The following is a 14597-nucleotide window of genomic DNA, read 5'->3' as shown; positions in this document are numbered from 1 at the left end:
TGCCCCTCTCACGAAACGAGCCTTAATGGAGTTAGCCCCACGGTTGCGTTCCATCGCCGCCGCGCTAATGACCCTTGTCCTGGCCGGATCGTTGTCGGTGGCACTTGCCCCGGCGGCCTCGGCCGATGACATCCGCAACCGCGAATACTGGCTGGAGCAATCCGGCGTGAAGAAGGCCTGGGACGTCTCGCAGGGCGAGGGCGTTAAGGTCGCCATCATCGACAGCGGCATCGATACCTCACACAAAGACCTCAAGGGGGCCGTGGTGGGTGGCGTGGACATGTCCGGTGCCGGCAACGCCACGGGATCCAAGGGCATAGGTGCCGAACCCGAGCACGGCACCCTCGTCGCAACGATGCTGGCGGGCCGCGGTCACACTGACAGCACAGCTTCGCCTTCGTCAAAAAGCGCGACGGCGGACCCGACTCCCACTGTTGGCGCTGGCAACGACGGAGTCATTGGCGTAGCACCCAAGGCAGAGCTCCTGAGTATTTCTGTTTGGCTTGGCAGCGACAACCCCTCCGGCAAAAACATTGATGATCAGATTCCGGCGGCCGTGAAGTGGGCCGTTGACCATGGGGCCAAGGTTATTAACATGTCCCTTGGAAGCACCTCCACGGCGTGGCCGCAGAGCTGGGATGACGCCTTTGCTTATGCGGAGGCCAAAGACGTGGTGATTGTTGCCGCGGCCGGCAACCGCAAGTCCGGCAGTGAACAGGTTGGGGCGCCGGCCACCATCCCCGGCATCCTGGCCGTTGGCGGCTTGGATAAAGACGGAACCGCCAGCGTCGATTCATCCTCGCAAGGCATCAGTATTGGCGTCAGCGCCCCTGCCGAAGATCTGGCCGGCGGACTGCCCGGCGGCGGATATGCCAGGTGGAGCGGCACCAGTGGCGCGGCTCCGATCGTCTCCGGCGTTGCTGCGCTGTTGCGGTCAAAATATCCGGAAATGACGGCCGCCCAGGTCATCAACAGAATCATCACCACGGCCAAGCCCAAGGGTGAGGGCGTCCCGAACGCCATCTATGGATACGGCATTCTTGACGCCGAGGCCGCACTGAGCGCCGACGTAGCCGTTGTGGATAAGAACCCTTTGGGCAGCATTTCCGATTGGATCCGGGTGCACCGCCGCGGCGAGGTGACTCCTCCAACCGAGGACGGCACTCCGGCAACAAGCGTCCCCCAACCCAAGCCCACCTTGAGTGACGCGGTGGCGCCTGTGGCTGTTGCGGCAGGACAAAGTACCAGCCCGCTGCCGCAGGTCTTGGTCCTGGGATTTGGCGGGCTCTTGCTGCTGGTCCTTGCCGGTGGGTCAACGCACCTGCTGTTGGTCCGCCGTCGTCTGGCCAAGGCTGGGGGCGCCGAGACCGGCGCTTCTGCGGGGGCAAGGCCAGCGATGCGAATACCGGCAATGCACAGTCACCACCGGGAAAGTCCGGACACAAGCACTAACTATCTGCCGCTATATCAACCGGCTGGTCCATAGGCGGGATGCATTACGCTTTCCTGTAACATGGCTAGTGAATATTTTCACAAAGAGCTGTACCATTGGAATATGGCAATCACTCCCACCTTTTCAGCACGTCCGCGCGTCCTTGTAGTTGGCGGCGGTTACGTCGGCCTGTACACGGCCTTCAACCTGCAGAAGAAGATCGCAAAATCAGGTGGCATCGTCACCTTGATCGATCCCCTGCCCTACATGACGTACCAGCCGTTCCTGCCTGAGGTAGCCGGCGGTAACATCGAAGCACGCCACGCCGTAGTTTCCTACCGCAAGCACCTGAAGCAGACCGAGGTCATTCAGGGCTCCGTGACGAGCATCGACCACGAGAACCGTACGGCCGTTGTAGCCCCGGCCGACGGCGGAGAAACCTTTGAGCTGCCCTACCATGACGTTGTTGTGGCTGCCGGCGCCATCACCCGCACCTTCCCCATCAAGGGCTTGGCTGAATCAGGCATCGGCCTGAAGACCATTGAAGAAGCCATTGCCCTGCGCAACCAGGTTCTCTCACTCATCGAGAAGGCCTCCACGGAGACCGATCCGGCCAAGCGTAAGCGCGCCCTGACGTTCGTTGTTGTCGGTGGCGGTTTCGCCGGCATCGAGACCATCGCCGAACTTGAGGACATGGCCCGTGCGGCCGTCAAGCTCAACGCTCGCGTTGACCAGTCCGAGCTGCGCTTCGTCCTGGTTGAGGCCATGGGTCGCATCATGCCCGAGGTCACCGAAGCTCAGGCCCTGTGGGTTGTGGAGCACCTCCGCAGCCGCGGCGTTGAGGTTCTGCTGAACACCTCGCTGGACAACGCCGAGGAAAGCAACCTCAAGCTCATCAACTTGCCGGACAAGTCCTTGGCTCAGCAGTTCGACGCCGACACCTTGATCTGGACCGCAGGCGTCATGGCCAACCCCATGGTTCGCTCTACCGATTTCCCGATCGAGCCCCGCGGCCGCGTTTCTGTCAACGTGAACCTGCAGGTTTCCGGCGAATTCGGTGTCATCGAAAACGCCTGGGCTGCCGGCGACGTTGCGGCTGTCCCGGATGTCACCGGCGGCCTGCCGGACGGCACCTGCGTCCCCAACGCCCAGCACGCCCTGCGTCAGGCCAAGCGCCTGTCCAAGAACCTGTGGGCAAGCCGCTTCAACAAGCCGCTGAAGGGCTACAAGCACAAGAACCTCGGCGCTGTTGCAGGCTTCGGCCAGTGGAAGGGTGTTGCCAAGATCATGGGCATCCAGCTCAAGGGCGCTCCGGCCTGGGTTGCACACCGTGGCTACCACGGCCTGGCCATGCCGACCGTTGAGCGCAAGATCCGCGTTCTCAGCGACTGGTTCGTCACCATGATCGCCGGCCGCGATCTGGCCCAGCTGGAGAACCTGCAGGCGCCCCGCGCCACGTTCGTCTCCGCAGCGACCCCGAAGCCCAAGCCTGCTGCAGCCGCTCCGGTTGAAGCACCGAAGGCTGAATCCAAGGAAGAAGCAACCGCCAGCAAGTAGCTAGCGCAGCTTTTCCAAGCTTTATGACGGCCCGCACTCTGACTGATTCCAGACGGAGGGCGGGCCGTTTTTTGTTGCCACCCGGAATGGGTAAGTATTCATTGGCTGGCGTTAGACTGTGCCCATGATCATCAGAGCTGAGCATCCCGGGGACCGGCCGGAAATCAATGCCCTGCTTGAGGCGGCCTTCCCGCAGCCGGTTGAGGCCAAACTGGTCAGGGAACTCTATGCGTCGCGGGAATACCTCCCAAAACTGTCTCTCGTCGCGGAGTCCGATCGCGGCGAAATATTGGGCTATGTCATCACCACCCGTGCATGGATTGGCGCGGGCAAGTCACTTGGGCTAGGGCCCATCGCCGTGGATCCCGGATATCAAAGGCAGGGGATCGGATTGGCCTTGATGAAGGCGACCATTGCCGAGGCCACCGCGATGGGGGAGTCAACGATTGTTCTCCTTGGCAGCACGGAATACTATCCCCGCTTTGGGTTTGTTCCCGCAGATTCGTTGGGTATTGCCTCCCCGGATCCTTCATGGGGATCGCACTTTATGGCGTTGCCTTTGAGTGACTTTGCCGCTGACCAGCATGGCCACTTCAAGTACGCCGATCCTTTCAACCACCTTTAGGACTTGGTTTCTCCGGCGCGTTTCTCCCGCGCGCGCCGATCCAGTAATGTTGAGGTCAGCCGCTGGCACCAACCAGCCGCGCCCCAGTAGCCCAATGGCAGAGGCACCAGACTTAAAATCTGTTCAGTGTCGGTTCGAGTCCGACCTGGGGTACCAATTAATGCGAATCATAATCGGCATCCCCACGCCGCGCCCACGCCGGCGTCACCAGGTGAACATTGGGTGAACTCTGGGTGGTAATTCGCTGGCAATACTAGACAGCGGGAACAAATTAGGTTTCCCTAGTGTCCTACTTGATAGAGTTGGAATAGTATTTCCCCCTATCTTGGAGGCATCAGCATCATGGCACTTGGTGGTAATCCGGTTTTTGCGAAAGACAAAAACTTTAAGGACAAGCCGGGCGGACAGTACGGCTACGCCAATGGCGGAGCAGACACCATGGCTGCCCAGGCGCAGTTCTCCGCGCAGCAGATGCAGGACTTGTACAACAAGCCTGCCGCGGGACCGGCCCAGACCGGCCGCATGACCTATGACGACGTCATCATGAAGACCGTCATGACGTTGGCACTTGTGCTGGTGGGTGCAGCCCTTGGCTGGATGATCCCGGCCCTCATGTGGCCCGGCGTGATTGTTGGCTTGGTTCTTGGGCTGGTGAACTCCTTCAAGAAGGAGCCCTCGCCCGTACTCATCCTGCTGTACGCCGGATTTGAGGGCTTGTTCCTAGGTGGTCTCTCGGGTCTCCTGGAGAATATGTTCCCGGGAATCGCGATTCAGGCAATCCTTGGCACGCTGAGTGTGTTCGTGGTGACCCTGTTGCTTTTCCGTAATGGCAAGGTCCGCGCCACCCCCAAGATGACGCGCTTTTTCATTATCGCTCTGGCCGGTTACGCGCTGTTCTCCCTTCTTAACTTTGGGCTCATGATGTTCGGAGTCCTCGACAACCCGTGGGGCATGCGCGGGATGGACATCCCGGGCACCAACATTCCCTTCGGCGTCGTCCTTGGCCTGTTGGCCATCGGCCTGGCCGCCTTCTCCTTGATCGTTGACTTCACCTCGATCGAGAAGGGCATCCAGAACGGTGTGCCTGCCAAGTATTCCTGGACGGCTGCCTTTGGCCTGACCGTCACCCTGGTGTGGCTCTATGTGGAAATCTTGCGTCTGCTCGCAATCCTGCGCGGCAACGACTAAGACTTCTTCCTAGCTCTACACGACAACAACGCCCGGCCCATTGGACCGGGCGTTGTTCACATAACGCAAATTCACTAATGATCCATGTAAGTAACTAGCGAAAGCAGCTCATGAACGTATCCCCTCTGATCTGGGGCATTACCATCGTTGTAATTTTGGGCCTTCTGGCCTTTGATTACTTTTTCCACATTCGCAAGGCGCACATTCCCACCTTGCGTGAAGCAGCGATCTGGTCCTCAATCTACGTAGGTCTGGCCGTCGTCTTCGGTGTGGCAGTGCTGTTCTTCGGCGGTCCCACCATGGGTGGGGAGTACTTTGCCGGGTACATCACCGAGAAGGCCCTGAGCGTTGATAACCTCTTCGTCTTCCTCGTTATCATGGCCAGCTTTAAGGTTCCCCGCGAGGACCAGCAGAAGGTGCTGCTCTTCGGCATCGTCTTTGCCCTCATTGCCCGTACAGGCTTTATTTTTGCCGGTGCTGCGCTGATCAACACCTGGTCCTGGATGTTCTACATCTTCGGCATCATCTTGCTCATCACCGCCGGCAACCTGCTCAAGGAAGAAGACAGCGAAGGCGACGACGCTGACAACTTCATCATCAAGCTCGCAAAGCGCTTGTTCAAGACCTCAGATAAGTACGACGGCGACAAGCTCACCACCAAGATCGACGGCCAGAGGGTTCTCACCCCGATGCTGCTGGTCATGGTTGCCATTGGTGGCACCGACCTGCTGTTCGCGCTGGACTCCATTCCGGCCATCTTTGGTTTGACCCAGAACGTCTACATCGTGTTCACGGCTACCGCGTTCTCCCTCATGGGTCTGCGCCAGCTGTACTTCCTGCTTGACGGTTTGCTGGATCGCTTGATCTACCTCTCCTTCGGCCTGGCCGCGATTCTGGCGTTCATTGGTGTGAAGCTGGTTCTTCACGCACTGCACGAGAACAACCTGCCGTTCATCAATGGCGGCGAGCATGTTCCCGTCTTCGAGATCAGCACGAGCCTTTCGCTGACAGTGATCATCGGTGTCTTGGCACTGACTATTGTTGCCTCCCTGGTCAGCAAGTCCGGCAAGGCGCAGACGGTGTTGAACAACGCCCGCCGCCACTCCGAAAGCTACCTGGAGCTGGACTACACGGCAGATCAGGGCGAGCGCGAGCGCGTTTACTCCCTGCTCATGGTTGAAGAGAAAGCCATTCAAACCATGGAACCCAAGTACCGCGACAAGCACAAGGACTCCGAGGAGATCCTGGAGCAGGTTGCCAAGGCACACCAGCAGCACAAGGAAGTCATGGGCAGCTAAGCCCTAGCCACTTCTGCACAAAGAAGGGTCTCGTCTGCTTCAACCACTACGGTGGTTGAAGCAGACGAGACCCTTTTGCGTTGCTGGTGGAGCCTGACGCTAGCCGATCCGGCGGGCGCCTGGTGCCGGCGAAACGGCAAAAATGTCCGGAGCCGTGAAGCCCGCAGCAGCAAACGCCTCAACGATGGCCTCGCTGACGGCGGCCTCGTCCGCGGACTGAATCAGTGCAATGGCGGATCCGCCAAACCCACCACCGGTCATGCGGGCCCCAACCGCGCCCTGTGCCAGGGCGGTGTCAACGGCAAGATCCAATTCGGGGCACGAGATCTCAAAGTCGTCCCGCATGGATGCATGGCTTGCCGTGAGAAGGGCGCCAATGGCGGCCGGTCCGGCGTCGTCCAGCACTTCCACGGTGTCCAGCACCCGCTGATTCTCGGTCACAATGTGACGCACACGGCGGTAGGTCTCTTCATCGAGCAGGCCGGACGCCTCCGGAAGATCCGCCGCTGTCACATCACGCAGCGCCTGCACGCCAAGGACCTGTGCGCCAAGTTCGCAGGAAGCGCGGCGGGCCGCGTAGCCACCGGTCGCGTGGGCGTGGGTGACCTTGGTATCCACCACCAGAATCAACAGCTCTGCGGCGTCCAGATCCAGCGGAACCAGCTTAGATTCCTGCGTGCGGCAGTCGAGGAACACGGCGTTGCCATCGGTGGAGAGCAAGGATGCCGACTGGTCCAGAATGCCCGTAGGTGCACCAACAACCTCGTTCTCGGCACGCTGACCCACAAGCACCAGCTCGTTCAGGCTGAGTCCGGCGGATTCGAGTTCGTTGAACGCCGTGGCGACAGCGCACTCGATGGCGGCGGAGGAGGAGAGCCCGGCACCTGAAGGCACGGTTGAGTGCAGGTACAGATCAAAGCCGCCAACGGTGATGCCCATCTGGCCCATGACCCAGACGACGCCCAACGGGTACGCGGTCCAGCCGGACATGCTCTCGTGGGACAGGGAGGTGAGATCGACGCTGACAATTTCCTGATCGCCATAGCTGGAGACCAGGCGGGCCGTGTTGTCCTCGCGCAGTCGAATGGCAACGGCAGCTGCCCGGTCGATGGCGAAGGGGAGTACAAAGCCTTCGTTGTAATCCGTGTGCTCACCGATCAGGTTCACTCGGCCGGGAGCCGACCATACGCCGTCGGGCTTTGACCCAAAGGTCTCTTCAAAGGAGGCGGCAACGAACGCCGCATCGATGGAAGCACTCATGCTTGTCCTGCTTTCAATTTCGCGGAGACGCTGCGCAGCATGGCTGCCGTCTGCTCGGGGGTGGTGTCGTTGATGAAGGCGCCCATGGCAGCCTCGGAGCCGGCCAGGAATTTCAGCTTGTCGGCCGCCCGGCGCGGTGACGTGAGCTGGAGGTGGAAGCGGCCCGCAGGGCGCAGCAACGCATCCAACGGGGCCTGGTGCCACGCGGCGATGTAAGGCGTGGGTGTCTCGTAAATGTTGTCCAGCGTCCGCAGGATGTCCAGGTACATGACGGCCAGCTCGTCGCGCTCAGCGTCTGTCAGTGCGGCAAAGTCAGGCACATGACGGTGCGGTGCCAGGTGGATTTCCAGCGGCATGTGGGCGGCAAACGGCACGTAGGCGCTGAAGTGCTCGCCCTGGGCGATCATGCGTTCGCCGGATGCTGACTCCTTGGCAACAATGTCACCGAGCAAGGTGGCTGTGCTGTTGTGATCGTCATAGAATTTTCGGGCAGCATTGGCCATGACCTGGCTGCGCGGGGGCACGTAGGAGTAAGCATAGATCTGCCCATGCGGGTGGTGCAGGGTCACGCCAATGTCCTGCCCGCGGTTTTCAAACGGGAAAACCTGCTTGACGCCGGGCAGCGCGCTGAGTGCCTCGGTGCGGTGTGCCCAAGCGTCGATCACGGTGCGTGCCCGCTCGGTGGACAGCCCACCGAAGGAGCCTGTGTGCTCCGGGGTAAAGGCCACTACCTCGCAGCGGCCAAAGGCGCGGCCCGTGGTGCCCCAGAGCGGGTTTTCCGGAACGGATCCCACGGCCGGGCCCAAGGACGGGAAACGATTTTCAAAGACGGCCACGTCGTAGTTCGAATCCGGGATTTCTGACAGGTTCACGCCGGTAGTGGGGCACAACGGGCACTGATCTGCCGGGGGAAGGTAGGTGCGTGTCTGGCGGTGTGCGGCGATTGCCACCCAGTCCCCGGTCAGGGCATCAAATCGCAGTTCTCCCGTGTTTTCCTCGGAGCGGGGATCCAACGGCCGGGTGTCAACCGCGGTATGAGCCTTTGCTGTGGCGCCGTCGTCGAAGTAGATGAGCTCGCGCCCATCGGCCAATAGGGTGGTGGTGGCGTCAGTCATGAGGTCTTCCTGATTGAGGTGATGGCCGGGGCCGTGATGAAGTTGGCGACCTTGGGGGAGAACAATGCGGCAGTGGTCGGTGCCACCGAGTCGTCGGTGATGATGGTTTCCACCGCGGACAAAGGGGCAATCGAGGCGAGGGAGCGAACCTGGAACTTGGTGCTGTCAGCCAGGATCACCAAACGGGTTGTGGCGTCGATGAACGCGGCATTCGTCTCGGCTTCTAGCCAATTAGGGCTCGTTAACCCCCTGCTGGAGTCAATCCCGTGGACGCCCATGAAGCAAAGATCGGTGTTGAGTTTGCTCAGGGCCAAGCGTGCCACCGGCCCTACCAAAGCTTCCGACGGCGTCCGCTCACCGCCGGTGACAATGACCTTCAGATCGGAGCTGCCTTGTTGGCGGTACAGCAGTTCGGCCACCTTGAGCGAGTTGGTGACGACGCAAAGGTTGGCCAGTCTGTCCAGTTCTCCTGCAAGGGCGACGGCGAGCTGGTACGTGGTGGTGCCGCCGGTCAGGGCCAGCGTCATCCCGGGCTGGATCAGCTGCAGGGCCTGTTCGGCGATGGCAAGCTTGCCGTCAAGTTGTTTGTCAACGTTGAGCAGGAAGCCGGGCTCCAACGAGCTCAACCGGGCCAGGCGCATGGCGCCTCCGTGGATTTTCCGGGCCAGCCCGTTTTGGTCCAATGCTTCGATGTCGCGCCGAATCGTCATTTCGCTGACATTGAGTGCCGCGGCGATATCGGTGACGCGCACGGCTTCGTGCAGCTGCAATTCCTTAAGAATGCGCGCCTGACGCTCCGGTGCCAACATGGTGAGACCCCTTGCCTTTGAACGAACTGCCGTTGAATGGAGTGCTTGTAAACGAAGAACTGATGCCGCAGAGAAACTAAACAGTTTCAAACAAAATCTTACAATACGGTTCGTTATATGTCAGCAAAATGACACAAAACAAGCAAGTACGCTCATACGGGGAGGTACTCTTTCCCCATGACAACTTCCCCTGAAACCGCCGGGATCCGCGCGGCCACCGGAACACAGTTCACCTTGCGCCATGGTGGAGCCACCGCCATTATTGCCTCACTGGCTGCCGGGCTGCGCCATTATGACAAGGGTGGAGTGGAGCTGGTGGAGAGTTACCCGCTGGACGCGATTGCTCCGGGTGCGGCCGGCATTACCCTAGCGCCGTTTGCCAACCGCATCGATGGTGGCCTGTGGCAACTTAACGGCACCCGCCAGCAGCTGGACATCACAGAGGTTCCGCGCAACAACGCCATTCACGGACTCCTGCGCAATACCGGGTATCACTGCCTTGAGCACAGTCAGGCACACGTCCTGCTTGAGGCTGTCATTCACCCGCAGCACGGTTACCCGTTCCTGGCCCGGCACCAGGTTCGCTACGAACTGTTGGCTAGCGGCGATCTCCGCGTGGCACAGACTCTCATCAACGATTCCAACAGCGCAGCACCCTTCGTACTCGGTGCGCACCCCTACTTCACCCTCGGAGACACCGCACCCGAGGACCTGCGCATCCAGGTCAACGCGGCGACCTGCCTCACAGTCAATGAGCGCATGATCCCGACAGTCGCCGTCGAGGTTTCCGGCGTCTTCGACCTGCGCGAGGGCCAAGCCGTGCCGGAGTCACTCATGGACCACGCGTTCACTGACCTTTTGACGGACGACGGCGTTGCCCGGCACACGCTCTCGGCCCAGGACGGGCGGAGCGTGAGTTTGTGGCACGATTCCAGCGTCCAGTACGTGCACGTCTACATCACCAAGGAGTTCCCGGGACGGTCGCTGGCGGTGGCCATGGAACCGATGACGGGACCTGCCAATGCGTTCAACAGTGGTGACGGACTGCGCTGGCTTGGTGCGGGGGAGCATTTCACCATGACCTGGGGCATTGAATCTCTCCTGTAACAAGAGGGCGTGAAACCCCCGCCGCCACGCGGAAGATGGACACGGTTTAACGTATCTGCGGCCAATAGGGAATTATTGGTTCATGACGCCCGCACAGCAAGAACAACAGAGCTATTCGCAGAATGAATCAGCCGGAGTCCCGTTTGGGATGCGTGTCGCCGGAGCGTGGGCCTGGCGACTGGCCATAGTTCTGATCGTAACGGCCATGTTGATCTGGCTGCTGAGTAAGGTCACCATCTTGCTCATCCCCATCATGGTGGCTGCAATCCTTGCTTCATTGCTGCGCCCACTGGTTAAAGGCATGAAGAAAATTGGCATGCCACAGGGACTCAGCGTGGCTATCGCCGAAGTCGGACTCGTTGTTGTGGTGATCGGTGCCCTGTTCCTGGTGGGACGGCAGATGGTTGTTGGTTTCTCCGATCTAAGCAAGCAGGCCATCACTGGACTGATTCAGATTCAGGATTGGCTGACAAGTGGCCCCCTTGGTCTGAGCAACGATGAGATCACCAAGTACCTGGACGAGGCCCTCGCTACGCTGCAAAACAACACCAACGTCATCCTTTCCAGTGCGCTGGGTGTTGGTACCAGCGTCACCCACTTCGCCGTGGGGGTCCTGCTGACCTTGTTCATCCTGCTGTTCTTCCTCCTGGAGGGCCAGGATATTTGGTCGTTCATCGTCAAATTCTTCCCGCGCCGTGCCCGCCCCGCCGTGGATGGCGCCGGACGCCGCGGCTGGACGTCGCTGGGCAACTACGCCCGTGTGCAGGTACTCGTTGCCGCCGTTGACGCCATAGGTATTGGCGCCGGTGCCGCCATCATCCAGGTCCCGCTGGCGCTGCCATTGAGTGTTCTGGTCTTTGTTGGTTCATTCATTCCCGTAGTGGGCGCTCTGGTCACCGGCGCCGTTGCCGTGCTGCTTGCCCTCGTGGCCAATGGCTGGGTCAATGCTCTGATCATGCTCGGCATTGTCCTCTTGGTGCAGCAGCTTGAAAGCCACCTCCTGCAGCCGTTCATCATGGGCCGGGCTGTGTCCCTGCACCCTGTGGCCGTGATTCTTGCCGTTGCCGCGGGCTCCGGCGTCGCTGGCATTCTTGGCGCACTGTTCGCCGTCCCACTGCTGGCGGTGGCAAATTCGTTCGTCCGCTACGTCTCCGACCGAGGTTGGGAACACGATCCGGCCCTGCCTGATATTTATGGGTTGCCGCAGGTGATTCCCGATGGCGGCGTTGCTCAGCCCGTGCCTGCCCAAGCCGGCGCTGAAGAAGCGCCAGCTTCCGACGTCGTAGCTAAGCCTCCGGCCGAATAAGCCACCCACCTACGGGTAGCGGGATAACCCTGCCCTGCCAAGATTTTTTCCACCAACTAAGTTCAGTAGAGAAAGAGAAAAGAACCGTGAACGCAATCAGCGATCTCCCCGTCACCCTTGCAGATGTAGAACAGGCACGGGACCTTTTGACTGAGATTATTGCGCTGACGCCCATTGAGAGTTCTCGGGCACTGGGGCGGATGACCGGATCCGAGGTTTTTTTCAAGTGTGAGAACCTGCAACGCGCAGGCTCGTTCAAGGTTCGCGGCGCGTATGTGCGCATGGCGAAGCTGACCCCGGAAGAGCGTGCCCGCGGCGTGGTGGCAGCATCAGCCGGAAACCACGCTCAGGGCGTTGCAGTTGCGGCCAAGGCGTTGGGCATTAAGGCGCGGATCTACATGCCGGTTGGTGTGGCCCTGCCCAAACTGGCGGCGACACGCGGGCATGGTGCCGAGGTAATTCTGCACGGCTTCAACGTGGATGAATCGCTGGCGGAAGCCGAGCGCTTCGCCAATGAATCCGGCGCCGTGTTTGTGCACCCCTTCGACAACGTCGACGTGGTGTCCGGGCAGGGGACCATTGGGCTTGAAATTCTGGACCAGGTTCCCAACGTTGACACCATCATCATGGGTGTTGGTGGTGGTGGGCTGCTGGCCGGCGTTTCCGTTGCCGTCAAGGCTCGTGCCAAGGAGCTGGGCCGGGAGATCCGGGTCATCGGCGTCCAGGCGGAAAACGCCGCTGCCTATCCTCCCTCCCTCGCCGCCGACGCGTTGGTACCGCTGAAGAAGGTCTCAACCATGGCCGACGGCATTGCCGTTGGCCGGCCCGGACAGCTGCCGTTCTCCATCATCCGCGAGCTGGTTGATGATGTGATCACCGTCAGTGAAGACTCACTTGCCCGCGCCCTGATCTTCCTGCTGGAACGCGCCAAGATGGTGGTTGAGCCGGCCGGTGCCGTGGGCGTGGCCGCGCTCATGGAAGGCAAGATTGAAAACCCGGGAACCACGGTGGTGGTCCTTTCCGGCGGCAACATCGATCCGATGCTGATGCTCAAAGTGATCCAGCGCGGTCTGGCCGCCGCGGGCCGGTTCATGACAGTCCGAATGATGCTTAACGACCGTCCCGGTTCGTTGGCGACAATCTCGCGCATCATCGCCGAAAACGACGCCAACGTCACCGGCGTGGACCACACACGTGTGGGCGGTTCCATTTCCATGGGCGACGTCTCCATCACCGTGAACCTGGAAACCAAGGGCCACGAGCACTGCGAACTCGTTCTGACCGCTCTGCGCTCCGAGGGCTTCCAGCCGATCGTGGTGCACTAGTCCGCAGTTCTGGATGTCCCAATTTGGGCACTTTCTTTTTGGTACCCGGCAGTAGATACTTCAATGAGGCCAATTCGGGCCGGACACTACTGCATGGGGGACTGTAATTTGATGCTGTCTGTTTTAAGGCGTTCACGGAAGGTTTGGGCCGGGCTGACACTAGCGGCTCTCGTCACTTCGATGGCCGGGGCCGTGGCACTGCCAGCGGCGGCCGCACCCGGCGCGACACCTACTATCACCTACCCGTTGGGCGGCGAGGTGTTCCATGGCGTTCCGACCATCGGCGGTACCGGCGAGCCGGGCAGCACGGCTTCGATTACCGATGGCAACGGTAGCTCGATTTGTTCCGTACCCGTTGGTGAATACGGTTATTTTTCCTGCACCGGCACCCAGTTGTTACCGGCCGGCACCAGCAACCTGACCGTCACAACCACGACTTTGGACGGAACGCCAACGGTGGGCACCACGGTCCAGGTGCAGGCCAAGTACTCGATTGCCCTGGGCAATCCGGTGGCTGGCTCACTGATCTCGTCGACGCAAGCTTTCTCAGGGACGGCACTGCCCGGCGTCCAGGTGCAAATGGTGACCGTCGCAGGAATCCCGATGTGCACCACGGTCTCCGATGAGTGGGGCAATTATCAGTGCATTCCCACCGTCCCGTTTTCGGTCGGCCCACTCACACTGGCACCGTCCATGACAGTAGTTGAGGGTTCCGTGGTTGTCGGGGATCCCGTGGCCTGGACGGTCATTGCCGACCCCATGATTACGAGCCCCGCGAACGGCGGGGTTGTGGGTGACCTGCCCGTCTTTACTGGCACGGCGCACCCAGAATCAGACATAGCGATCGTGCATGGGCGAAGTGGAGCCGTGCTATGTTCGGCCAAGGTCGGGACAAGCGGCAATTTCAACTGCCCAGTAACACGGCGTCTGCCGGTGGGCGGCCTTGAGGTGTTCCCGGCAACCGTCACCGACGGTGGAAGATGGGTCATGGGCGCGATGGCTACCTTCGCTGTTGAGGTCACCCCCATGATCGTTCGCCCCGCCAACGGAAGCATCGTGCCGGCAATTCCCACGATCGAAGGGACCGCCGGTGCATACTCAAGCGTTGCGGTCCTTGACGGCAATGGAAAGACGTTGTGCACTGTCAAAGCGGACGAAAACGGGGCCTTCAGCTGCGTCCCAACGGAGGCGCTCACCTCGGGCTCGCATTCGCTGCTTCCCGTCCAGACCGGCTTCGTAGGTGACGTTGTCCGCGGTGCCGCGATCCATGTCACGGTTCCCGGCACTGCCGTGGAAGAGACCGGTCCGACAACCCCGGCAGTGACCACTGCAGCGGTGAGCGTGGTCAAAGAAGCGAACGCCATCAGCGACATTGGCGCTACCCATCAGCTCGCCGCTACCGGGGCAAGCGGCTTGCTCCTGCCTCTAGCCGTTGGTGGAGGCTTGTTGCTGCTGGGTTCCGCTGCGCTGGTACCCATGTTCCGGCGTCGTACGCGGAGCTAAGCCGCCGCCGCACACGCCCAGGGGGCAAAGCAAAGGCCGGGTTTCCCTTGGAAACCCGGCCTTTCTCATCCC

The 14597-nt window shown here is 60.7% G+C and carries 12 protein-coding genes and 1 tRNA gene; 10 read left to right on the top strand and 3 right to left on the bottom strand.

All coding sequences use genetic code 11. The features are described from left to right. The first annotated feature begins 25 nt into the window (after nucleotides 1-25). The 6 genes from BLV41_RS10460 to BLV41_RS10435 all read left to right on the top strand — a co-directional run bounded on the left by BLV41_RS10460 (nucleotide 26) and on the right by BLV41_RS10435 (nucleotide 6100). Entirely contained in the window at nucleotides 26-1486 is a 1461-nt protein-coding gene (locus BLV41_RS10460; RefSeq protein ID WP_083360720.1) for a S8 family peptidase, read from the top strand. A gap of 69 nt (nucleotides 1487-1555) precedes the next feature. Beyond that, entirely contained in the window at nucleotides 1556-2989 is a 1434-nt protein-coding gene (locus BLV41_RS10455) for an NAD(P)/FAD-dependent oxidoreductase (protein ID WP_044574362.1), read from the top strand. 124 nt (nucleotides 2990-3113) lie between these two features. Beyond that, nucleotides 3114-3614 (top strand): GNAT family N-acetyltransferase, encoded by a 501-nt coding sequence (locus tag BLV41_RS10450; protein WP_044574360.1) that lies wholly within the window; start codon nucleotides 3114-3116, stop codon nucleotides 3612-3614. Nucleotides 3615-3694: 80 nt separating this feature from the next. Next, nucleotides 3695-3770 (top strand) — tRNA-Leu (locus BLV41_RS10445). A gap of 186 nt (nucleotides 3771-3956) precedes the next feature. After that, a complete protein-coding gene (locus BLV41_RS10440; RefSeq protein ID WP_044574357.1) occupies nucleotides 3957-4802 on the top strand; it encodes a Bax inhibitor-1/YccA family protein in 846 nt (281 codons plus the stop codon). Nucleotides 4803-4912: 110 nt separating this feature from the next. After that, nucleotides 4913-6100: a TerC family protein gene (locus BLV41_RS10435; protein ID WP_044574354.1), complete on the top strand. Its 1188-nt coding sequence runs from the start codon at nucleotides 4913-4915 to the stop codon at nucleotides 6098-6100. Nucleotides 6101-6199: 99 nt separating this feature from the next. Here BLV41_RS10435 and galK read toward each other — a convergent pair whose 3' ends face one another. From galK to BLV41_RS10420, 3 genes are read right to left on the bottom strand one after another with little or no spacing between them, the layout of a single operon-like run. After that, on the bottom strand, nucleotides 6200-7360 hold the full coding sequence (gene galK, locus BLV41_RS10430; protein ID WP_074711590.1) for a galactokinase: 1161 nt from the start codon (nucleotides 7358-7360) through the stop codon (nucleotides 6200-6202). Continuing rightward, entirely contained in the window at nucleotides 7357-8475 is a 1119-nt protein-coding gene (galT, locus tag BLV41_RS10425; RefSeq protein ID WP_074711589.1) for a galactose-1-phosphate uridylyltransferase, read from the bottom strand. Before galT ends, galK begins: the two co-directional genes overlap by 4 nt. Continuing rightward, nucleotides 8472-9284: a DeoR/GlpR family DNA-binding transcription regulator gene (locus BLV41_RS10420; RefSeq protein ID WP_074711588.1), complete on the bottom strand. Its 813-nt coding sequence runs from the start codon at nucleotides 9282-9284 to the stop codon at nucleotides 8472-8474. Before BLV41_RS10420 ends, galT begins: the two co-directional genes overlap by 4 nt. A 177-nt stretch (nucleotides 9285-9461) precedes the next feature. On the opposite strand from BLV41_RS10420, the gene BLV41_RS10415 reads away from it, so the two are divergent. The 4 genes from BLV41_RS10415 (at nucleotide 9462) to BLV41_RS10400 (ending at nucleotide 14525) form a co-directional block, all read left to right on the top strand. Further along, nucleotides 9462-10391 (top strand): aldose 1-epimerase family protein, encoded by a 930-nt coding sequence (locus BLV41_RS10415; protein WP_074711587.1) that lies wholly within the window; start codon nucleotides 9462-9464, stop codon nucleotides 10389-10391. A gap of 82 nt (nucleotides 10392-10473) precedes the next feature. Then, on the top strand, nucleotides 10474-11697 hold the full coding sequence (locus BLV41_RS10410; RefSeq protein WP_074711586.1) for an AI-2E family transporter: 1224 nt from the start codon (nucleotides 10474-10476) through the stop codon (nucleotides 11695-11697). Nucleotides 11698-11783: 86 nt separating this feature from the next. Then, complete coding sequence (gene ilvA, locus BLV41_RS10405; RefSeq protein WP_074711585.1) at nucleotides 11784-13022, top strand: threonine ammonia-lyase; 1239 nt, start codon at nucleotides 11784-11786, stop codon at nucleotides 13020-13022. A gap of 192 nt (nucleotides 13023-13214) precedes the next feature. Then, nucleotides 13215-14525 carry an Ig-like domain-containing protein gene (locus BLV41_RS10400; protein WP_139244292.1) on the top strand — a complete coding sequence of 437 codons (1311 nt, stop codon included), beginning with the start codon at nucleotides 13215-13217 and terminating at the stop codon, nucleotides 14523-14525. Nucleotides 14526-14597 lie beyond the last annotated feature (72 nt).

Source organism: Arthrobacter alpinus (assembly GCF_900105965.1).
GTDB classification, from domain to species: Bacteria; Actinomycetota; Actinomycetes; order Actinomycetales; family Micrococcaceae; genus Specibacter; species Specibacter alpinus.
This window is presented reverse-complemented; position numbering and strand designations above follow the sequence as displayed.